The organism is Brevibacillus antibioticus (genome assembly GCF_005217615.1).
Lineage (GTDB): Bacteria > Bacillota > Bacilli > Brevibacillales > Brevibacillaceae > Brevibacillus > Brevibacillus antibioticus.
Genome location: NZ_SZNK01000001.1, coordinates 4127800 through 4148174 on the forward strand (window position 1 = coordinate 4127800; position 20375 = coordinate 4148174).

Genomic DNA, 20375 nt, shown 5'->3' on the forward strand with positions numbered 1-20375 from the left:
CACTATTACCAGAGGTTCATCATTTTCTTCGACAGTCTTGCTATACTATAATCATTTCAAGAAGCCACTTATCAGGAGATATCGGTTATGGTGAAGAAACTTGATATTACTACACTTATCAGTCAGCATGGTGATATCCTAACCAGTCTATTCGATCATATGTCGGACATGTTCTTTCTCATGGCTGTCGAAGAAGATGCGGACGGGGAGTATCAGTTTCGCTATGTCTTGATGAATCCATCCGCTATGCACGTTGCCCAATTGAGCGAGGAAGCATACGGAAAAAAGTTTGAGGACGTTTATCCTCATGAAAAAGCTAACTTATTACAGTACATGTACACACAAGTAGTAAAAAGTGGGAGTCCGATCCACTTTACTGCGAATGGTGACATCATTGGCGAATCCATTCTCTCGCCTGTCTACGATAGCAATGGTGTATGCACGCATGTATTTTCCATTACTCGAGATGTTACCGCGCGCACAAACCTGGAGTCACAGCTGGCCTATATGGCGTATCATGATGTGCTCACGGGATTGCCCAACAGGCGTCTCCTCTCCAAAAAGCTCCAGCATGCTCTACGTGCTGCCCAATCAAAAGAGGAGATGGTCGCTACCCTCTATTTGGATTGTGACCGCTTTAAAGAAATCAACGATACATGGGGTCATGACACAGGAGATCTGTTTTTGCAAATGCTGGCTAAGCGGCTCAAGTCATCTGTTCGAGATGGAGATATCGTCGCACGTCTGGGTGGAGACGAGTTTGTCATCGTTCTGACCGGCATTCACTCCGAACGTCAGGTTGAAAAAATTGCGAACCGTATTCTGCTTGCGACGCAAGAGCCGTGGATGATCGAGGACCGGGCCATACCGTTTTCGACAAGCATAGGCATTGCCCTCTACCCAGCATCTGCAAGCGAAGCCGAACAGCTGTTGAGCAATGCAGACAAAGCACTTTATCAGGCCAAAAATACAGGGCGTAATCGATTCCTTTTCTTTGACTCTACTTGATTATTGACGGTAAAACAAAAACACTGCCAAGACGGAGAACAGCAAGCTCACCACATACAGAATGATGACCGTCTGCTTCGTAGACAACCCCCGGGACATGAGCCGATGATGAACATGTCGACGATCCGCTTGGTACATGGGGGAGCCTGCCAAGAGCCGACTGATGATGACCTGTACAGTGTCTATGACGGGCAAGCCTACTGCCAATACAGTCACGACTAATGAAATGATTGTAGCCCCTTTCATCGTTCCTTCCAACGAGATCACGCCGAGAGCGAATCCCAAAAACATCGAACCCGCATCACCCATAAAAATTTTCGCTGGATAGAAATTAAAGCGTAGAAAAGCGAGTGCAGCACCTGCCAATGCAACTGCCAATAATGCCGTTAATTCTTGACCTTTGAGCATCGACAAAAAGAACAAGGTCACCGCTGAGATCACGGTAGCACCAGCAGCAAGCCCATCGACTCCATCCAAAAAATTCACCATATTGATCAAGCCGACGATCCACAGCACGGTCATCAACAGGGAAACAAGGATCGGAAATGAGATATACGTCCCTTCCTCTCCCCCCAGCCACATCAAATTGACTCCCCGAAAGCGAATATCCATGAGGAATGTCATCATCGCTACCAGTAACTGCACCATTAGCTTCGGCATTGCCGGAAAATCTTTTTTCTGCGACTTGTACGTATCATCTAACCATCCAATGGCCACCAGCACGGCCCCGCCAACTGCCAAAACTGCAACGGTTTTTTGCGCCCCTGCAAAAAAAGTTGACACCAATAAGAGACCGACAAACATCGCCAAACCACCAGATAATGGGATCGGCCTGCTATGTCCCTTTCTCCCCTTTGGCATATCCAGTAGCTTTGTTTTCCAAGCCAGCCAATTTGCTGCCGGCATCAACAAATACACAACAAAAAACGAGGAGAGTCCTGACACGATATAAGTAAACAGCTACCCTCACCTGCTTTGCCCATCATTTTGTCTTTAGTGTGGACAAAATAGGAACAAAAAAGCCGCCCCTGTAAAAGAGGCAGCTTTTTATTGTGTAGCTTACAGTTTTTCGGAAACCATTTTTGCTTGTGTGAAGAGCAGGAGGTAGTCTGGTCCACCCGCTTTGGAGTCTGTACCGGACATGTTGAAGCCTCCGAATGGATGTACACCCACCAAAGCGCCTGTGCACTTGCGGTTGAAGTACAGGTTACCTACGTGGAACTCTTCGCGAGCGCGCTCCAGGTTCTCACGGTTGCGGCTGATGACAGCGCCAGTCAAACCGTACTCGGTGTTGTTCGCGATTTCCATTGCATGGTCGAAATCGTTGGCTTTGCAGAACGCTACCACTGGGCCAAAGATCTCTTCTTGCATGATGCGAGCTTGTGGATCTACATCTGCAAATACAGTAGGCATGATGAAGTAGCCGGATTCTGGACCTTTTTCGCCACCTGCAACCAGTTTGCCTTCTGTTTTACCAATCTCGATGTACTCGAGGATTTTGTTGTATGCTTTTTCGTCAACCACAGGGCCTGTGTAGAAATCGTTGGTTCTGATGTCTCCCACAGTCAGTTGTTTGGTCAGCTCTACTACGCGACCCAGTACTTGGTCGTACACGTCTTGGTGAACGATAGCACGGGAGCAAGCGGAACATTTTTGACCGGAGAAACCGAATGCAGAAGCCACGATGGACTGTGCAGCCAACTCGATATCGCAGTCGTTATCAACAACGATGGAGTCTTTACCGCCCATTTCGGCAACCAGACGCTTCATCCATTTTTGACCTGGACGATGTTTCGCAGCCAGTTCGTTGATACGCAGACCTACGTCACGGGAACCTGTAAAGCTGATGAAACGAGTCAGGTTGTGCTCTACGAGGTAATCTCCGATTTGGCTACCGGAACCTGGTACGAAGTTTACAACACCTGCTGGTACGCCAGCGTCTTCGAGAATCTCCATGAATTTCGCAGCGATTACTGGAGTGGTAGAAGCAGGCTTCAATACGACAGTGTTACCCGCTACGAGAGCTGCTGTCGTCATACCAACCATGATCGCAAGAGGGAAGTTCCAAGGCGGGATAACGATACCTACACCGAGTGGAACGTAGTACAATTCGTTGTCTTCATCAGGGATACGAGGCAGATCATGGCGCTGGGACAGCTTATCCATTTGACGGCCATAGTATTCCATGAAGTCGATTGCTTCTGCTGTGTCAGCATCAGCTTCTGCCCAGCTTTTTCCTGCTTCTTTTACGAGCCAAGCAGAGAACTCATGCTTACGGCGACGCATGATTGCTGCTGCTTTATACAGATAGCGGGAACGTGCTTGTGCAGGCACCTTTTTCCATGTTTCGAAAGTGCTAGCAGCTGTTTGGATCGCTTTCTCAGCCAGTGCTTGGTCAGCCTGGGAAACAACGCCCACTACTTGTTCTTTATTAGAAGGGTTGAAGGAGTTGGATTTCTTTTCGGTTGTGATGCGTTCTCCGCCGATGATAAGCGGATACTCAAGGCCAAGCTCACTTTCTACCTTAGCGAGAGCTTCTTCAAATGCCTTTTTATTTTCTGGCAGACTAAAATTGGTAAACGCCTCGTTTTTGAATTCCACTTGCATCTGTGACGCCTCCTTATCGATATCTTCCATGTTCGGATCACTTATAAAACATATGCAAGGATCATACCAACAAAACAATTAAAGGCTCGACTCTATTAGTGTTTGCATTTTTGCAGAAAAATCACCGACAAGATTCAAGAAGTATCCCGAACACTTTTGTACATATACCGTTCAACATTTCACAAATTTGTTCAACCCTCTATCTTTTGTGTACAAAAAAGACACCCGACATCCTCACCTTTTCAGGCGATCATTCGGGTGTTGTATGCTTTTCCTTATTGTCTGTAAATATGCATATACGGCTCACCACTTGTCGGTCGAATGTAGAGCGACAAGGGTTTATTCATCGACTGTACGTACAGGTTCACGTGAACGTTTTTATCGAAGAGCTGATTAATGCTTCCTGCTGTAAATTGCGTAAACTGCAAAGCCTCTGTTCTGGAGTCATACTCTGCTGTGGCGGTAATCGTAATTTCCGTGAGCTTGCCGTCCATGAAACGTCCCAGGCCAGTCATCCCGATATATTCAGGGAAATAGCCCTTGGATTGGCGCATCAGCTTGTCATACTGCAACGACTGCTCTGGGTGTTTCTGCTCAACCTCTGGACTTGGGAACAGGAAAAATTCCTCTTCGATCGGCAGCCACTTGGATATCGTTGCTTCATTTGCCCCTACTGTTCCTGACATGATGAAGTGCCCCGGCACCAGAGAGGAATTCGCCTCCGGTACTTGATACATCAAAACCAGGATCGGAACTTCCGGACTAGTTGCACGTACAGACTGCACGATACGAGCTGCAACCTGCTGACCTTTTGCTTGCAGTTCTTGTGTCGTGTACACCTTGTCCTGACCGGTTGCATCCTTATAGTTCGGCGAGAGTGACAAGCCCAACACCATGCCAGCCAGGCTCTTATCCTTCTTACTCAGGTAATCATGCTCCAATACGTGCACGAGAATTCCATTTTTCTTTTTCCCGTTTGGCCCGGCCGTCTTTTCCTGTGCGATCCACTGGGTGACTTGCTCTTTTTTAATCACTTGACCTTCTTGAAAATAATAATCGGGCGTCGGGTATGTCTCCCGAGCAAACTCCATCAGGCCTAATTCAAGGTGACTGAAATCGATGCGATATCTCGTATCAGCAAGCATTCCTCGTGTCTGGTTTGGCTGGTACGGGGTAATGCTGCCGTAGTAATCCTCGGATACTTCCACTACCTCCGACAAGGACGGTGTAGTAGGCTCAGGAGCTTTGTCCTTGCCCCCAGGTATCAACGAACAGCCAGTCAATGCCATCACAAGAAGTACAGCTGTCAAGAACCTGCATCCTGTCAAAAACTTCACTTTCATAGATTACTCCTTTTCGTATCCAAAAGTGGGCGATGTACAAATCATTCGTTCCACTTGATCCATCGATTGTCTTCGAGCTTGTAGATCAATGCCGATTCGCCAATTCCCACCCATTTTGTCTCCTCGCCACCTGAAGCAATGACAATCAGCTTTTCTGGTGAACGAGCTTCAAGCAACCGCCATTCGCCCTTGATTTTCTCATAGATACCTTTTTCGGTTGCGACAGCGAGAGTGCCAGTTCGTCTGTTAATGGCGAGCGAATAGATCTGCTGTGCTCCGGGAATCGCCTCTGTCTTCCACTGCCCCTCTTCATTATAGAGCAAGCTGAATTGGGCCGCTACATAGAGACGGTCTTGTTCGGGATCAAAGTCCATAGTAAATACTTCCTGATCCATCGGCTGCCACAGACTCCATGATTGGGCCTCATCCGTCGATTGATAAATGCCCTCACCCGAGACAAAGGCAAACAGACGCACTTTGTCTCCTTGGCGATTCCCCACAAAGCTGCGTATATTCGCTGGCTCTGGCAACCCCTTGTTGACAGAAGTCCACTTTTTACCGCCATCTGTTGAATGGAGAACCCCATCAATCCCGCCGACAAATATTTGCTTCGGATCAACTGGGTCCACAAACCAGCCTTCGATCGCATACTGCTCTAAATCTGTCGAGAGAGACCCCCATGTTCCACCGCCAGCCGAGCTATACAACCCTGCATTCGTACCAACCCATATTTGACGAGCATCATCGGTCATCATCAGATTGTGAACGGTTGCTCCCAGTTCCAATACGTCCTGATAGGTCAAGTTCCCTTTTAGAGCAGCCTCTGTAACTGTTGGTGGTTTCGTATTGATTTGTTTACTACCAGTACTGCTGTCACTTCCACAGCCAACCAATTGCAGCATGGCTATTACACCAATTCCCCATTTCAGGAAGCTATTCATGCTCTTCACGTCCCTTCCCTTACTCATCCGTTGTCGCCACCGTTTTCCTAGGCGTTGCTCTCTAATACTTGCAGGAAGCCTGCTTCGTCCATAACAGCCACGCCTAGTTTCTCTGCCTTCTCCAGCTTGGAGCCGGCTTTTTCGCCTGCAATCACCAGGTCTGTCTTCTTGCTGACGCTGCCTGTTACCTTGCCACCCAAGCGCGCAATCGCCTCCTCTGCCTCCTGCCGCGACATTTGCGTCAAGGTACCGGTCAAAACGATTGTTTTACCTGAGAATGGGAGGTCTGTGCCACTCTCAATGCGGATTCCTTTGTACTCCATGTTCACTCCAGCCGCCCGCAGTCTCTCAATCACTGCCTGAGCCTGCGGCTGTGCGAAGTAGTTCACGAGACTCGCTGCCATTTTCGGTCCGATCTCATCGATTGTTGTAATCTCTTCTTCGGATGCCTGCATAATGGCATCGATATTGCCAAAATGCTCCGCGAGAACACGTGCCGCCTTGGCTCCGACCAATCGAATACCAAGACCAAACAAGACGCGCTCTAGTGAATTCTCCTTGCTCGCTTCAATAGCCGCGAGTAAATTATCTACCGACTTTTCACCCATGCGCTCCATACCCAGTAAAACATCGCGCTGCTGGTGCAAATAATACAGGTCAGCAACACTGTGGATAATACCGTCGCGATACAGCTGGGCCACGACCTTTTCTCCCAAGCCGTCAATATTCATGGCTGTTCGGGACACGAAATGAATCATGCCCTCACGGATTAGTGCCGGACACATTGGATTGATGCAGCGCAGAGCCACTTCTTCCTCCAAGCGCACCAGCTCACTCTCGCATTCAGGGCAATGCGTTGGCATGGCAAACGGTACTTCACTTCCAGTGCGACGCTCTGGCAAAACTGCGATAATCTCCGGGATAATGTCCCCCGCTTTTTTGACGACAACATGATCGCCGATAAGAAGGCCTTTTTCCCGAATAATATCTTCGTTGTGCAAAGAAGCACGCTTCACGGTCGTACCTGCCAGACTGACTGGCTTCAATAAGGCAGTCGGGGTGACATTTCCTGTACGCCCCACAGATACTTCAATAGCTTCGAGAATCGTAACCGCTTCTTCGGCAGGGAACTTGTATGCGATGGCCCAACGTGGACTTTTCGCAGTAAACCCAAGCTCCTCCTGCTGAGCGTAACTATCGACCTTGATCACCATGCCGTCGATTTCATAAGGCAAATGAGGACGCTTCTCTGTCCAGCCCGCAATAAAGACGAGCAGTTCATCGACGTCGTCAAATACACGTCGCTCCTGATTCACCATGAAGCCGAGCGTCTCCAGCAAATCAAGTCCTGCACTGTGCGATTCCACTGTCTCCCCTTGCAAATCGCCAATGCCGTAAACAAACGTATCCAGTTGACGGGATGCGGCAATTTTTGGATCGAGCTGTCGAAGTGACCCTGCTGCGGAATTGCGCGGGTTGGCAAATAACGCTTCTCCACGCTCCTCGCGCTCTTTGTTCAGCTTTTCAAATGCTCCCTTGGACATGTAAGCCTCACCGCGAACCTCGAGGGTTAACGGCTTCGTCAACCGCAAAGGAATGGAACGAATCGTTTTTAGGTTTTGTGTGATGTCTTCGCCTGTTGTTCCGTCTCCACGTGTAGCCCCGCGGACGAACAGCCCATTTTCATAATGAAGCGACACGGCCAGACCATCAATTTTCAGTTCAGCCACGTATCGGACAGCCTGACTGCCAACGGCCTGACGTACCCGGCGGTCAAAATCCCTGATGTCCTCCTCATTAAAGGCGTTGCCGAGACTGAGCATCGGTGTCTTATGAACGACCTTTTCAAAGAAGGGCAGCGGTTCTCCCCCTACACGCAAGGAAGGAGAATCAGGTGACTGCAAATCAGGGAAGCTGGTTTCAAGCTCCTTTAGCTCCCGCATCAATTGATCGTATTCCTGGTCAGAAATCTCAGGTCGATCCTCTTCATGATAAAGACGATTATGCCGCTCAATTTGTTTCGCTAATTCTTTTATTTTTGTTTCCGCCGTCAATCGATCCATCTCGTTCATCCTTTCTTACTCATACCTGTTCAAAAAGTTGGCTTTTCAGCACCGAGATAATGGCGAGAACCGCACGAAGGAGGAGCGGAGTGTAGGTACCTACATGAGCACCGGACTTCGAAGGTGAACGCCATTATCGATGCGGATAAGCTTCCCGGATTGCTTCGTGATCAAAAGACGACTTTTTGAACTACCTTTTTGCGATTGGCCTGTATTTGCATTTGCACATTATCCTTTTTGGATAGGAGCGAACTTCGCTAATAGCTTTTTAATGCCAGTCGGGCTTGGGAAAGCAATGTCGAGCTCCATGTCGTCGCCCGTTCCTTTTACTTTGACGACCGTACCGTTGCCCCATTTGCCATGCGCCACTCTGTCGCCAACCTTCCAATCAACGCCTGCTCCTTGACCGTGTCCAGGCAGTTTTTCACCAGCCGGACGAGTAAATGTAGCAGGTGTGCTGCTTGGGGTTCGTTGACCCATGCCAAATTTCGGAGCGGAGCTTGCTTGTGAGGCGGACGCTCCAAACGGTCTCGCTCCCGCATCACGTCCGAATGCACTGCCATCACGCTGTCCAAATGCACTGCTGCGTCCACCGCCGAAGCCTCGGTCCGCTGTCGCTGGATTTCCTTCCAACAACTCAGCCGGAATTTCTTGAAGGAAGCGAGACGGCGCATTCACATTGGTCCGTCCAAACAACGTCCGCATACGGGCACATGTCATGTACAGACGTTCCTCCGCCCGTGTAATTCCCACGTAAGCCAGTCGGCGCTCTTCCTCCATCTCGGCATCGTCAAACAAAGAGCGGCTATGCGGGAAGACACCTTCCTCACAACCAACTAGGAACACCACAGGGAACTCTAGCCCTTTGGCGCTGTGCAAGGTCATTAATACAACCTGTCCCTCTGCCGATACTTCCTCCTGGGCACCATCACCACCCAAGGAATCGATGTCTGCTACCAACGCGAGGTCGGTCAGGAACGCAAGCAAGCTCTTGTCTTCATTTTTGCGCTCGAACTCCTGGGTTACAGACAGGAACTCCTCGATATTCTCCAGACGAGCCTGTGCTTCCAATGTTTTTTCTTCTTTTAAAGAATCACGGTATCCAGAGCGCTTCAGCACTTCTTCCACCAGCTCAGTCACACTTAAGTAATCGGTCATTTGCATCAAACTCGAGATGAGATCATTAAAGGACAGGATCGCATTCGTCGTGCGTGAAGGCAGTCCCATATAAGCCGTCTCCTGAATCGCTTGGAAAAGGGACTGACCATTTGCGTTCGCATACGCCTGTAGCTTATCTACTGTCGTATCCCCGATATTACGCTTTGGTACGTTGATGATGCGCTGCAAACTGATATCGTCATCCGGATTGGAAATGAGACGCAAATAAGCCAAGATGTCCTTGATCTCTTTGCGATCGTAGAACTTGGTTCCGCCGACGATAGTGTACGGCATGTTCGACTTGATGAAAACTTCCTCGACCACACGGGATTGTGCATTCGTCCGATACAAGATCGCGAACTTGTCGTAGCTCTTGTACTCTGCCATCTGCTTGCGAATCGTATCGACGATAAAATACGCCTCGTCGTGCTCGGAATCACCCTGGAAGCACATGATCTTGTCGCCGCCCGCATTCTCTGTCCAGAGCTTCTTTTCCTTGCGCAGCTTGTTATTGGCAATAACCTGATTAGCCGCCTGCAAAATCGTTTTGGTAGAGCGATAGTTTTGCTCGAGCTTAATAAGCTTGGCTTCGGGATAGTCTTTTTCAAAGTTTAAAATGATCGAGATGTCGGCACCGCGCCATTTATAAATACTTTGGTCAGCATCCCCCACGCAGCATACATTTCGATGCTTGTCTGCCAGCATGGAAATCAAAAGGTATTGCGCCCGGTTTGTATCCTGATACTCGTCAACGTGTATGTAACGGAATTTGTTTTGATAAAACTCCAATACTTCCGGCACTTCTTTAAACAGTCGAACTGTCGTCATGATCAAATCATCGAAGTCCAGCGACTGGTTGTTTCTCAGCTTTTTCTGATAAGCGGTGTAAACCTTGGCTGCCACTTGTGCAAATGGATCGCCCGCAAGACGCGTATAGGTTTCTGGATCGGTCAGCTCGTTTTTCGCTCCGCTGATCGCTGCCAAAATCGAACGCGGCTCATACTGCTTCGGATCAATGTTCAATTCTTTTAAACATTGCTTGACGACAGACAGCTGGTCACCAGCATCCAAAATAGAAAAGCTACGATTGATGCCGAGTCGGTCGATATCCCTGCGCAAAATCCGCACACACAAGGAGTGAAACGTCGACAGCCATGCATCCTGCGCTGCCGCACCGCCAATAATGGCAGCCACACGGTTTTGCATCTCCCGTGCTGCTTTGTTGGTGAAGGTGATCGCCAGAATGCTCCATGGCGCTACCTGTTTGGCACTGATCAGGTATGCGATACGCTGTGTCAGTACCTTGGTCTTGCCGCTACCCGCACCGGCCAAAATCAAGACGGGGCCTTCTGTTGTAAGGACTGCTTCCCGCTGCTCCGGGTTCAGCCCTGCTGTGATACGATCTGCAAAAGACATATGTATAAATCCACCTTTCCACGTTCCCTAGACGAAAGCATATGTTCCTATTTTCGCACAGATCGAAGTGGAGTTCCAGTTCGTATCCCGAACAGGAAACATCATCCTTTCGGCAGCAATGGCTCGTACATCAAATAAGCCCGATTCTGCGTCAGCCATTCTTGCTCCACCCATTCTCCTTCCAGCGAATAAACATCACGATACAATTCATTCTTCCGTTCATACCCTCCCCAAATCGAAGGATGGATCTCATGTTCTTTCTCGATAATGACATACGTTCGTGTCGGTGGCATGTCTGAACGCCACTCCCCTACCAAATGTGTATCGGTCAGATAGACATGCAGTTGAAAGGGCTGATGCGTGTTGTTGGCGATTTGCAAATCCAGATAGTTATAGAAACAAGTCGCTCCACTACCGAACGGCTGTGTCCGATTCGAATCAGGAAAAACATCGTAGCTATGACGATGTCGTTCCGTGACTGTCAATGGCGTATGCAGGGTCATCCAGTACAGCAGATTGGAGAGCTGACAAAGCCCTCCGCCAACTCCGGCTGTGACGCGTCCCTGCGAGAGAAGCATGCCCTCTACATAGCCTTTGCTACGAGTCGGCTTGCCAATCTGCCTCCAATACGAAAAGGTTTCCCCGGGATGGATGATCAATCCGTTCAGTCGTGCAATTGCCAGACGCAAATTGATCACTTTGTTGTGCTGCATCCACATTTCCACGTTCTGCAATGGGCGTAACAAAATCGTTTGATGAGAATAATGGACATAACGCAACCATTCGCTTCTTTTCTCATGAGCGAACCTCGTTCGACCCAATGTCCATTGTACATACCTTTTCCAACGAAAATAGGCCATGCCTGCTGCCAGACGCCACTTTCCCCGTGCGATCGGTTTCATTGTGCACCCCCGACTTCCTGATTATTACAATAGACGCAGGAATTTAGGATGAAGTTGCGGTCGAATAGCGTCAGACGACGAACAACGAGAGAAGGAAGTGATGGGATTGAAAGAAAACGCACTTACGTTGAATCAACGTATTGATACATTAGATACCGTACGGGGCTTCGCCTTAATGGGCATTCTGCTCGTCAACATCGTGGCATTGCTGTATGCACAAATACCTGAAATAGGAAGTGTGGACCACTGGCTGTTCCAGTTTTTCAATTTCTTTGTGGAATCTCGCTTCTTCGTGATCTTTTCCTTCTTGTTTGGCGTAGGCTTCTATATTTTCATCAGTCGAGCAAAAGCAAAAGGGGACAATAGTACCGTTTTGTTCATTCGGCGTCTGATTGCGCTACTCGCTCTTGGCTATGTGCATAAAATGTTTCACCCTGGCGAAGCACTCTTCATCTACGCCATCTTCGGCTTCATCTTACTGCCTTTTTATCGATGGAAGGCGCGAACCAATCTGATCATCGGCCTTATTCTATCTATCGCTGTCTGCGCTACCGGCTTCAAAGCGCTTTTGGTGCTTCCATTGTTTATATTGGGACTTGCTGTCGGACAATACGAGGCCTTTCAGGACATTCCGAGATTTTTGCCAGAAATAAAAAAAGTGCAGGGCGTGACCTTTGTCCTTTCGTTAATCGGCTTGTTTATCCAATACCGACTGACTCCGGCTGATCCGGCAATGGGTGGAGCGAATCTGGTTGTAGACGATACCATGTCAGAAGAAACCCTTCAGCAGTTGATGAACTACACAATTGCCTTGACTTCCACAGGTCTTGTCATGGCTGCCTTTTACACGACGACCTTGATTCGGCTGCTGCAAAATAAAACTGTGCAGACCATTCTCTCTCCACTAACCAGCTACGGTCGCATGGCTTTGACAAACTACGTCGGACAAACCGTATTGATCCTTGTGGGAAGCTATTTGTTGGATTGGTTTGGCAATCTCGGCTACTTGCAAACGACACTGATCTGCCTTGGTATCTACGTGGTGCAAATGGCAGTAAGCGTACTCTGGCTGTCTTTCTTCCGCATGGGGCCACTTGAGTGGGTATGGCGATTGTTTACGTATATGAAAATCACACCACTGAGAAAATAAGCAAGCAAAGACCCCAGAAAAGCTGCCTGACAGCTGACCGGGGTCTCTTTCTAATTTTTTGCCAAGTATTTGCGAATGGCAGGGTACTCGCACCCGATGGACTCCGCCAGCTGAATTCCGTTCATAAAGGGCATCTTGATGTCGGTTACGACGACATCCGGTCGCAGTCTCTCTACCAGTTCCAATGCCTCTCTGCCGTTTTCTGCTTTGGCAACCACCTCCGTGGTTATGCCAGTCTGTGGTCATGTGTTTAGGCGGATTTTATTTTGATTTGACTTAGTTGTTTAGCTGAATTTCATTGGTAAAAATTTTCACTTCTTCAGAGTGATTTTCATACAATTCATCCGTGTATTTCTTATATGCTTCATTAAACGCTTCAAGGTCGTTAGTCGCATTTGGAAGTATTTCATCCTGAACCAGTTTCTCGATCAGATTTTGGATACTTAGCTGGTTTCTGTATGCTTCTGGAGCATGACTTTCCCAATACTCATCCTCACTTAAATCGGTTACGTTTATTACGTTTTTTTGGAATTCTTTTGCTTTCTCATCGGTGGTGCTTTCTAATGTTTTTCTCATCTCTTGAGAATGTTCTTTTGCTTTTTCTAAACTAACAGCTACCCCTTGTTTTTCAGCTTCTTGTACGAGTAGTTTATCAATTACTAAATCTTTCAACAAATCAGTATCTGATAGTTTCTCATCGATGTTATTGAGCTTTTGGTTAGCGTTCATGTAAGCTTTATAGATTTGAAACTCCTTATTTGTTATATCTTCGTTTTCAACTTGAGCAAATTTAGTTTCTGGTGAGGAGTTTATATCATTGAGTTTTGCTTTGAGTGAATGAAAAATGTCAGTTTGTTCATTGGTTGCAAAAGAAGAAATTGCCAAACCTGAACCTATTAGAGCAATTACTGAAAGAGAAACGGCTAGTTTCTTCATATCCGATCTTACCTCCTTCGTCATTACCAACTAAAGTCTACTTGGCCGGTATTATTTGTTTGGTATCCTTTGCTTGATGATACAACATACGAACTTGTGCCGTAACAATCACCATTTGATCCATGATATGCTTTTGTGCCTGTCCAATTTCGCCCTCTATTATGGTATTAGGGTCGCTGTAATATGAACTCGTATTAGGTAAGGAAACAGAGGAGCCTCTAGCATTTAATTTACCTGCTCCTAAAAAGTGAGTAAGTTACAAGCGGCAGCAACTTTGGCAACGTGCCGAGTATCTACGGGCCATTATTTATTCCAAAACGAAAAACTATAGAAAGGCAATTCCGTTATTTGAAAAGTGCCTGGAACTCTCAAAACCAAACGCACGAATTCCCAAATGTAGTTCACGGAAAAATGTTGAATTTAGAGGTGTTACAGGAATTCAACAACCTATATAATGTAATTGTTGGAAAAATACGAGAGAGCTGGTGGTTACATGAAAAAGAAGGCGTCTTTCCTGCTTGTAGCATTATCAATGGCGCTTGGTTCTTTTCTAGCAATTGATATTCCGTATAAAAACAGCAATAATGATTCTCTTTTAGCAGTTGATGTTTCTTATGGAATTAACAAGGAGAAGTCCAACTCTCCCCAAAGAGTTCCAGACCCTGGTTATTAAAGTGTGCGGCCTATCCATACATGTTGGCCCGGTGAGGTACGCTAGCCTCACCGTTTTTTATTATGGTCTGCTAATATTGCAAGATAAAGGATAAACCTAAAAAGGGAGTGATAAAAAATGAATTATCCCCCAATTGACTACTTATGGCTCTATTCCAATTTGGTTCTCTATTTACTTATTACTGCTATGGCTATTTGTGCGATTGTATACTTCGTGATTAGACTGAAAAAAAATAAAAAGTAGTTTCAAAACTCCAAAGCCGACATTCTGTTTTTATAGGGAGTGTCGGCCTTCTCTTACATCTTCTTCGTCATCTACCAATATCAGCTTATACATAGGCACCTCCCGCTGCTGTACTTGTACAACGGGAGGTGATTGTTTTCCTGCCAATGGAAAGGTATGGCGCTACCACGTCTTGTTCAGATCATCTGCATAGAACAGAATCGCTTTTTGATAGGCCAAAATCGTAGGATCGCTTGAGGTTTCTGCGAGGTTTTTCAGGAGAAGATTCATGGCATCGTGGTGCTTCCCGAGATTGTAATACGCCATGGAAAGAAAAATCGGAAAGGAACGGTCGCAGGGAAACTGTTGCATCCCCTTCGCAAGCGTATCTGCTGCTTGCTCGTATTGTCCCAGCGTGCGATACGTACTGCCTAGACCCAGTAATGCCCCTTGCAGGTCGTCTTCGACAGACAGTCCGAGCTCAATCGCTTTTTCGTAAAAGGGAACGGCTTCCTTCTCCAATCCGGCTGCGTCGTGGCACCACGCACATTGATAATGCGCGACAGGATCAGTCGGGGATTCGCTAACGAGCTGAAGAGCAAGCTGAATCGCTTCGCCCAGATGCCCTTCTTTTCGCAGTTGAATGATAGTTTGGATCATCGGGTTCATGTAAGCACTTCCTTTGCCTGAGTATCTCTCTTTCCCCTAGCGTAACAGGGCAACTCGGCAAGGTGAAGACGTAATTTATGTGCCCTGCAAGGATTTTGTCCGCTCTCTTTCGCTTCTCTGTTGTCGATAGGCTCTCATCCACGACCAGCCCAAGATGAGAAACGGAACCAGAACCAACAAGATCAAGAGGATGCCGTCCCAAAACTCCCACGAGTGAAGCGAAGCATTTTTCATGTCGTCGGCGATGATCCAAATGAAATCAACCGCCATACGTAGCTGATACTGGACAAAGAACCAGACGCCCCACACTGATCCAATCAAGTAGACCCAGCTATACCAGCGGATGACTCTTTTCTCATGGTCGGCTACGTACTCCCATTCCTCCTGCTCATCCTGCGTCAAGGAACGGAATTTCCCTTTTAGAAACAGGCGTGTATTCACCATCAAATTGGAGCAATGGAACTTGGTTGCCAACACGTAATACAAGTCTGTCTGCATGAAAACCATGAACTGAAAGGCCAAAGCCATGAGCAGGATCACATTCAGCATACGAATGAATGCTTCCATGAAAGGCACAAGCGTCAGCCAGCCTTGATCATTGGCAAACAACAGTATCACACCGATTCCCATAAACATCGCATCCCAGGCCATTCCCGCCAAAAACGCCCTGTATCTGCGCTGTGGCTCCACGAGAACAATATTGGACATATTCGTCTCTGCTACGGCAAAAACAAGTCGATGCCCCAGACCGATACGACTGCCGATCCCCACTGATCGGGCCGCCATCAAGTGGGCCATCTCATGGAAAAACAGAAAAACCCAAGTGGCCACGAAAGAAACTACTACCGAAACCGTCACGGAAGAAGAAACAAAGATATCGGAATAGACCGGGATATACTTGCCCGTAAACAAACAAATGAAAAGACCCGTGAAAAATAAGCTACCGTATAATCCAAAGGCAACACTGTTAAAGAAAAACTGACCCGTCCCCTGCTTGATCCAAGAGAAATGGTCCACAACCGGCACTGGCTCATTGACAACTTCTCCATCTACCATGTACACAAATTGATAGGAACCAATTAAATCCTGCGCAAAGTCAAGCACATCCACCGGTTCTCCCAACCGTTCTTCCATGATCGTCGCGACTTCATTGATGCTCTTCCCTTCATCCAGCATATCGATGATCTCGACACCAATGGCCGGAAGCACAATGAAATTGCTGATATCCGTTCGTCCAATGAGGATCTCTTCCTCGTTTTCCGCCCGACGTGCAAGCGGGTGCATCTTGAGAATGCTATCTCCTGAGATATTCAATTGCAGACACCTTCCTCTCTTACAGGAACGACTCCTTACTTTGCGAGCGCTTCTTTTCTCTTGATATGAAAAATCGGCTCCGTTCCGCTGCCGCCTCCACAAGTCGGGCATTCAGCTTCATTTCTCTCCCATTCAAAGAACACACTCTTCTCCAACGTGTTGAAATCGAAAATGATAAATTTGCCCGCCGATTGTACCGGAGCTATGCCTGTCAAATACCTGATAGCATCGGAAGCCATCATACCCGTAATCATCATGGTGTTCGGTGCAATCGTGGCGGTGGGCAGAATAAAGTTGGTATCGAGCAGCCTTTGGATCAACTGCGGATAGTCCTCGATCTGTCTGGAACGATGCAAATGCATGCAGTCGATACAGCCTGTCTTACCCGGTTCTACCATGAAGAACTGTCCTTCGATCAGGTTGAATCCCCCAGCAATGAACGGGATTTGCAGCTTGGTGCAGGCATGATTCACCCATCTCTGCAAAAAGAAAAAGGGCTGATCGGCTGCGAGCATCACGAGGTCACTTCCGGCAATAACCCGTTCTACGTCTTCGCTGGACTTGATTTGCAGCGTCTCCGTTTCAATCAATACCTCAGAATGAAGCCTTCCGATGAAATCACGTGCCGCTTCCACCTTCAGGCGACCAATATCATGCTCGTTAAAGACCATTTGTCTGTTCAAATTGCTGAGCTCTACTCTATCAAAATCCACGAGCTTGATATGCTGGATTCCCGCTCCTACCAGATTGACCAGTAGTGTAGAGCCAAAGGCACCCATCCCCAGAATCGTCACTTTTTTTCTACTAACCTGCTCCTGTAGCCCGCTTGGACTTTGATGGAGATCGGTAAACAAGGAGAAGTATCGGATATTCGCTTTATATCTTTCCTTTTGTTCCGAAGTGAGGACGGAAGCTTCTTCCTTCGCCTGATCCATCAAGAAGCCCAATCCACTCAGTGATTCCATAGCTTCGACTATTTCTTCATACGTAATTTCGGGGTAATCTACAGCCAATAATGTATGTATTTCACCGACAGTACGAGTACCATCCATCAGTTTGATCATCTTGCGGATGGATCCATTCTCGTCTTCCAATTCGAAGGTATAACCAGGAGCCTCTCCCAAGCGGATCATCTGCTCTGTCACTTCATAAACGGGATGCACTGGTTTAAATAAAGGACGACGTTCCATACAAAACACCTCCTAATAGTCGGAGCACATTTTAGATGAAAAAAGGGAATAGCTCGTGTGCTATTCCCCCTCTTCTTAAGAGAATTAAGCTGCTACTGCAGTAGTGCGAACGCTTTCAACTTTTTTCGCTTGGATTTTCATGGATAGTTCCTCCTCTCTGAATTGAAAAATGAAGACAAGCTCATTATATTTCATGAATTTACAGAAATCTACAAATATTAGCAAAATTTTATATATTTTGGTAACTTTCTACTGTTTATTTCGTAAGCAATAGGATTTTCCCTTCTATTTTCGATTAAAAATCTTATAATCCCTTCTTTTTGAAAAGAGTTTATATCCTTTTTGGAAATACACCCTGATTTTGGGACGCTTTCATTTTGGGATTCGTAGTACTAGGATGTAATAAGAAAATTTAACTAAGATCACTTTTGTTTGATCAAAAAAGGAAAAGCTGCGCAGCGAGCCTTTTTTGCTTAGGGGGAGCACTAATGGAGGAAGATCGAGTGATCATCGGGCGGGTCTTGCAAGGGAACAAAGACGCCTACTCCGAGATCATTTCCAGATACCACGGAAAAGTAAGTTCCATTCTTCGCAAGATGTTGGGACATACACCGGATGCACAAGATATCGTGCAGGAAATTTTCATTAAGACGTATTACCATTTACCAGAATATAAAACGAACTACGATTTTTCTGCATGGTTGTACCGGATAGCAGCCAACTACTGTCTGGACGAGCTGCGTAAGCGCAAGCGTAAGCAGCAGCTCACCACCAGCGAAGAGATAGAACCAGTGGATAGCCATACACCGGAGGTTGCCTTTCTGAATAAGGAGGGTCAGCGCCTGTTGCGTCAAAGGATGATGTCCGTCGAAGAAAAGTATCGGATCGTCCTCGAAATGCGCTACTTCGAATCATTGAGTTGTGAGGAAATCAGTCATCGACTGTCGATCCCGTCGAGTACTGTGCGGACGCGCCTGTCTCGTGGAAAAGACAAGCTGAGGGAAGCAATCGGGCATGTAGGGCAAGGAGGGGACTTTCATCTATGAAATGCTTAGATAAAGGACAAATTGCTTTGTATCTATACGACCTTCTTGAGCCAGAAGAAGCCGAGGTCATGGCCGCCCATTTAGAAGATTGCAGTCATTGCCAGCGTAGATTGAAACAGGAGCTGGACGAGCTGAAAGACCCAGAAGAATCACTGGCGACAGACGAACCGTCCGAAGCAGTCATTCATGGCATCCTGGCGAATCTTCCCCCTTACCCTATACACGTGCTGAAACGCTCAGAGAGACAAAACATACAGAAGAAAATTGATTGGAAGAAAAGGAGTCTGGATATCGTGAAAAAAGCAACCATCGCCGTAGCAGGAATGGCAGCAGTAGTCTATTTTGGAACACTGACTTCACCATCCTTTGCGACTTATGTAAATAACTTGTATGCCTCTACCATAAAATCAGATCCGCAGCAGACAGAGAGTAGCTTGTTTGCAGCAGAAGCGTCCGAGGACGCCCTCATCCAGCGTGGACTTGAAAGAGGATATAACAAGAAGCTTGATTTGAAAGCCGTCGACAACGGAATGACGCTGGAAGTAAAAGAAGTTATGGCAGATACGAGGGATGTCCGGATTATTTTCGGCTTCAAGGACAAGAATGGCAAGCAGCTTGAAAAGTTGTTCCAGAATTTGCCCGTGGGGGATGAAGATAAACTGAACGAAACCTATGAAATAAAAATCACAGACGAGGACGGAAACGTTCTTGAAACAATTGATAAGTACCATCTTAAATACAACAAGAAGGAAAGCATCGGCGAAAAAGAGGAGTACTTGATGGTCAGCCGACCGATTAGCCGATATTTTACAGATGTCAGCAAGATTCCTGACAAACTAAACATCGAGCTTCGTATCAAGAAGCTGGACAAAGTTGACGGAAATTGGAGCGTGACCATCCCTGTTGATATTTCCAAAGCCAAAAAGGAAACGAGAATTGTTCCCATTAACGAGCATTTTACCGCTCCCAATGGCGAAGTGATTAATCTAAAGCAAGTGATGGTGACACCTGGCCAAACTGAATTCGTTATCGAGAATACGGAAGGAAGCGGTAGTTCCCCATCCTTAACTTATGAAGTAGTGGACGACAAGGGGGCTGTACTCGCAGCTTGGAGCACTCTGGACCTAGTGAGTGAATTTGGGGAAGAACCGAATCCATTTTTCAAAAATGTAAGCAGAGAATATTTCGTTCGTGCAACCGATGACAAAAATATTCACTTCATCACCTTTCATTCCTTGCCAACGGATAAAAATCTAACCTTTAGAGTCGGTGATAATTACGATCAGATTCCTTCGAATTTTAAGCAAAAGCTTTCCATTGAGACACTAAAAACCACTCCTGTAACGATAAAGCATGAAGGAAGCACACTAACCTTCTCAAGCTTTGCTTCAGAAGAGATAACGAAAACAAACCCAATCACTTCTAAAAAAATCAAAAGGCTGCGTAATACATTACAGCTAGAGGCAACTTTGGCACCGGGTGTGATCTTTTTAGACTCCTGGGAGGGTGCTGATGACAAGGGAGAAGAATACAAGTTTAATTTTATGGGCTCCACAACAAAAGATGAAAAAGGGAATTTTATCATGAAAGGTACACTCATAGATGAGATGGACGTTATCCCGAAAGAGCTGACGCTTGCGATCGAGGAACAAGTGAACATAGCAAAAGATATGGATTGGAGCGTAGCACTTCCACTGAAGAACTAACGCAAAAATAAAACCACCACTCCCAACGAGA

16 protein-coding genes and 1 pseudogene are annotated in these 20375 nt (G+C 46.9%); 5 read left to right on the forward strand and 12 right to left on the reverse strand.

Annotated features, from left to right (window positions below; genetic code table 11):
- Positions 1-87: 87 nt before the first annotated feature.
- A complete protein-coding gene (locus tag E8L90_RS19670) occupies positions 88-1008 on the forward strand; it encodes a diguanylate cyclase domain-containing protein (RefSeq protein ID WP_137030922.1) in 921 nt (306 codons plus the stop codon).
- Here the strand turns inward: E8L90_RS19670 and E8L90_RS19675 are convergent, their stop codons facing one another.
- The 7 genes from E8L90_RS19675 to E8L90_RS19705 all read right to left on the reverse strand — a co-directional run bounded on the left by E8L90_RS19675 (position 1009) and on the right by E8L90_RS19705 (position 11438).
- The gene (locus tag E8L90_RS19675) at positions 1009-1914 is read right to left on the reverse strand and encodes an MraY family glycosyltransferase (protein ID WP_244297309.1); all 906 of its coding nucleotides are present in this window, start codon (positions 1912-1914) and stop codon (positions 1009-1011) included. It abuts the gene before it with no gap.
- Between the two features lie 153 nt (positions 1915-2067).
- Positions 2068-3615, reverse strand: a complete 1548-nt coding sequence (pruA, locus tag E8L90_RS19680; RefSeq protein ID WP_012684430.1) for an L-glutamate gamma-semialdehyde dehydrogenase — start codon at positions 3613-3615, stop codon at positions 2068-2070.
- A gap of 275 nt (positions 3616-3890) precedes the next feature.
- Positions 3891-4958: a CamS family sex pheromone protein gene (locus E8L90_RS19685; RefSeq protein ID WP_137030923.1), complete on the reverse strand. Its 1068-nt coding sequence runs from the start codon at positions 4956-4958 to the stop codon at positions 3891-3893.
- Positions 4959-4999: 41 nt separating this feature from the next.
- Positions 5000-5926 carry a WD40/YVTN/BNR-like repeat-containing protein gene (locus E8L90_RS19690; protein WP_137030924.1) on the reverse strand — a complete coding sequence of 309 codons (927 nt, stop codon included), beginning with the start codon at positions 5924-5926 and terminating at the stop codon, positions 5000-5002.
- Positions 5927-5946: 20 nt separating this feature from the next.
- Entirely contained in the window at positions 5947-7962 is a 2016-nt protein-coding gene (gene ligA / locus E8L90_RS19695) for an NAD-dependent DNA ligase LigA (protein ID WP_137030925.1), read from the reverse strand.
- Between the two features lie 228 nt (positions 7963-8190).
- Entirely contained in the window at positions 8191-10536 is a 2346-nt protein-coding gene (pcrA, locus tag E8L90_RS19700; protein WP_137030926.1) for a DNA helicase PcrA, read from the reverse strand.
- 101 nt (positions 10537-10637) lie between these two features.
- Positions 10638-11438 carry a VanW family protein gene (locus E8L90_RS19705; protein WP_137030927.1) on the reverse strand — a complete coding sequence of 267 codons (801 nt, stop codon included), beginning with the start codon at positions 11436-11438 and terminating at the stop codon, positions 10638-10640.
- 100 nt (positions 11439-11538) lie between these two features.
- Between E8L90_RS19705 and E8L90_RS19710 the strand changes: the two genes are divergently transcribed.
- Positions 11539-12588 carry a DUF418 domain-containing protein gene (locus tag E8L90_RS19710; protein WP_137030928.1) on the forward strand — a complete coding sequence of 350 codons (1050 nt, stop codon included), beginning with the start codon at positions 11539-11541 and terminating at the stop codon, positions 12586-12588.
- Between the two features lie 71 nt (positions 12589-12659).
- On the opposite strand, the pseudogene E8L90_RS19715 reads toward E8L90_RS19710, so the two are convergent.
- Positions 12660-12809 (reverse strand): annotated as a pseudogene (locus E8L90_RS19715) (response regulator); the annotation flags it as partial.
- 55 nt (positions 12810-12864) lie between these two features.
- Complete coding sequence (locus E8L90_RS19720) at positions 12865-13524, reverse strand: SurA N-terminal domain-containing protein (RefSeq protein WP_137030929.1); 660 nt, start codon at positions 13522-13524, stop codon at positions 12865-12867.
- Positions 13525-14017: 493 nt separating this feature from the next.
- On the opposite strand from E8L90_RS19720, the gene E8L90_RS19730 reads away from it, so the two are divergent.
- On the forward strand, positions 14018-14197 hold the full coding sequence (locus E8L90_RS19730) for a hypothetical protein (protein ID WP_137030930.1): 180 nt from the start codon (positions 14018-14020) through the stop codon (positions 14195-14197).
- A gap of 405 nt (positions 14198-14602) precedes the next feature.
- Here E8L90_RS19730 and E8L90_RS19735 read toward each other — a convergent pair whose 3' ends face one another.
- From E8L90_RS19735 to E8L90_RS19745, 3 genes are all read right to left on the reverse strand, one after another.
- Positions 14603-15088 carry a tetratricopeptide repeat protein gene (locus tag E8L90_RS19735; protein ID WP_137030931.1) on the reverse strand — a complete coding sequence of 162 codons (486 nt, stop codon included), beginning with the start codon at positions 15086-15088 and terminating at the stop codon, positions 14603-14605.
- A gap of 75 nt (positions 15089-15163) precedes the next feature.
- On the reverse strand, positions 15164-16402 hold the full coding sequence (locus E8L90_RS19740; RefSeq protein WP_137030932.1) for a PqqD family protein: 1239 nt from the start codon (positions 16400-16402) through the stop codon (positions 15164-15166).
- 35 nt (positions 16403-16437) lie between these two features.
- Positions 16438-17592 carry a HesA/MoeB/ThiF family protein gene (locus E8L90_RS19745; RefSeq protein ID WP_137030933.1) on the reverse strand — a complete coding sequence of 385 codons (1155 nt, stop codon included), beginning with the start codon at positions 17590-17592 and terminating at the stop codon, positions 16438-16440.
- A gap of 488 nt (positions 17593-18080) precedes the next feature.
- On the opposite strand from E8L90_RS19745, the gene E8L90_RS19750 reads away from it, so the two are divergent.
- Both E8L90_RS19750 and E8L90_RS19755 read left to right on the forward strand, forming a co-directional pair.
- The gene (locus E8L90_RS19750) at positions 18081-18638 is read left to right on the forward strand and encodes an RNA polymerase sigma factor (protein WP_137030934.1); all 558 of its coding nucleotides are present in this window, start codon (positions 18081-18083) and stop codon (positions 18636-18638) included.
- Positions 18635-20344, forward strand: a complete 1710-nt coding sequence (locus E8L90_RS19755) for a DUF4179 domain-containing protein (protein ID WP_137030935.1) — start codon at positions 18635-18637, stop codon at positions 20342-20344. The genes E8L90_RS19750 and E8L90_RS19755 overlap by 4 nt, the downstream gene beginning before the upstream one ends.
- Positions 20345-20375 lie beyond the last annotated feature (31 nt).

Coding starts and splice junctions, on each gene's coding strand:
- E8L90_RS19755 (WP_137030935.1), top strand. CDS start 18,635: ATGAAATGCTTAGATAAAGGACAAATTGCTTTGTATCTATACGACCTT.
- E8L90_RS19730 (WP_137030930.1), top strand. CDS start 14,018: ATGAAAAAGAAGGCGTCTTTCCTGCTTGTAGCATTATCAATGGCGCTT.
- E8L90_RS19670 (WP_137030922.1), top strand. CDS start 88: ATGGTGAAGAAACTTGATATTACTACACTTATCAGTCAGCATGGTGAT.
- pcrA (WP_137030926.1), bottom strand. CDS start 10,536: ATGTCTTTTGCAGATCGTATCACAGCAGGGCTGAACCCGGAGCAGCGG.
- E8L90_RS19720 (WP_137030929.1), bottom strand. CDS start 13,524: ATGAAGAAACTAGCCGTTTCTCTTTCAGTAATTGCTCTAATAGGTTCA.
- E8L90_RS19745 (WP_137030933.1), bottom strand. CDS start 17,592: ATGGAACGTCGTCCTTTATTTAAACCAGTGCATCCCGTTTATGAAGTG.
- ligA (WP_137030925.1), bottom strand. CDS start 7,962: ATGGATCGATTGACGGCGGAAACAAAAATAAAAGAATTAGCGAAACAA.
- E8L90_RS19685 (WP_137030923.1), bottom strand. CDS start 4,958: ATGAAAGTGAAGTTTTTGACAGGATGCAGGTTCTTGACAGCTGTACTT.
- E8L90_RS19705 (WP_137030927.1), bottom strand. CDS start 11,438: ATGAAACCGATCGCACGGGGAAAGTGGCGTCTGGCAGCAGGCATGGCC.
- E8L90_RS19710 (WP_137030928.1), top strand. CDS start 11,539: ATGGGATTGAAAGAAAACGCACTTACGTTGAATCAACGTATTGATACA.
- pruA (WP_012684430.1), bottom strand. CDS start 3,615: ATGCAAGTGGAATTCAAAAACGAGGCGTTTACCAATTTTAGTCTGCCA.
- E8L90_RS19690 (WP_137030924.1), bottom strand. CDS start 5,926: ATGAGTAAGGGAAGGGACGTGAAGAGCATGAATAGCTTCCTGAAATGG.
- E8L90_RS19675 (WP_244297309.1), bottom strand. CDS start 1,914: ATGCCGGCAGCAAATTGGCTGGCTTGGAAAACAAAGCTACTGGATATG.
- E8L90_RS19735 (WP_137030931.1), bottom strand. CDS start 15,088: ATGAACCCGATGATCCAAACTATCATTCAACTGCGAAAAGAAGGGCAT.
- E8L90_RS19750 (WP_137030934.1), top strand. CDS start 18,081: ATGGAGGAAGATCGAGTGATCATCGGGCGGGTCTTGCAAGGGAACAAA.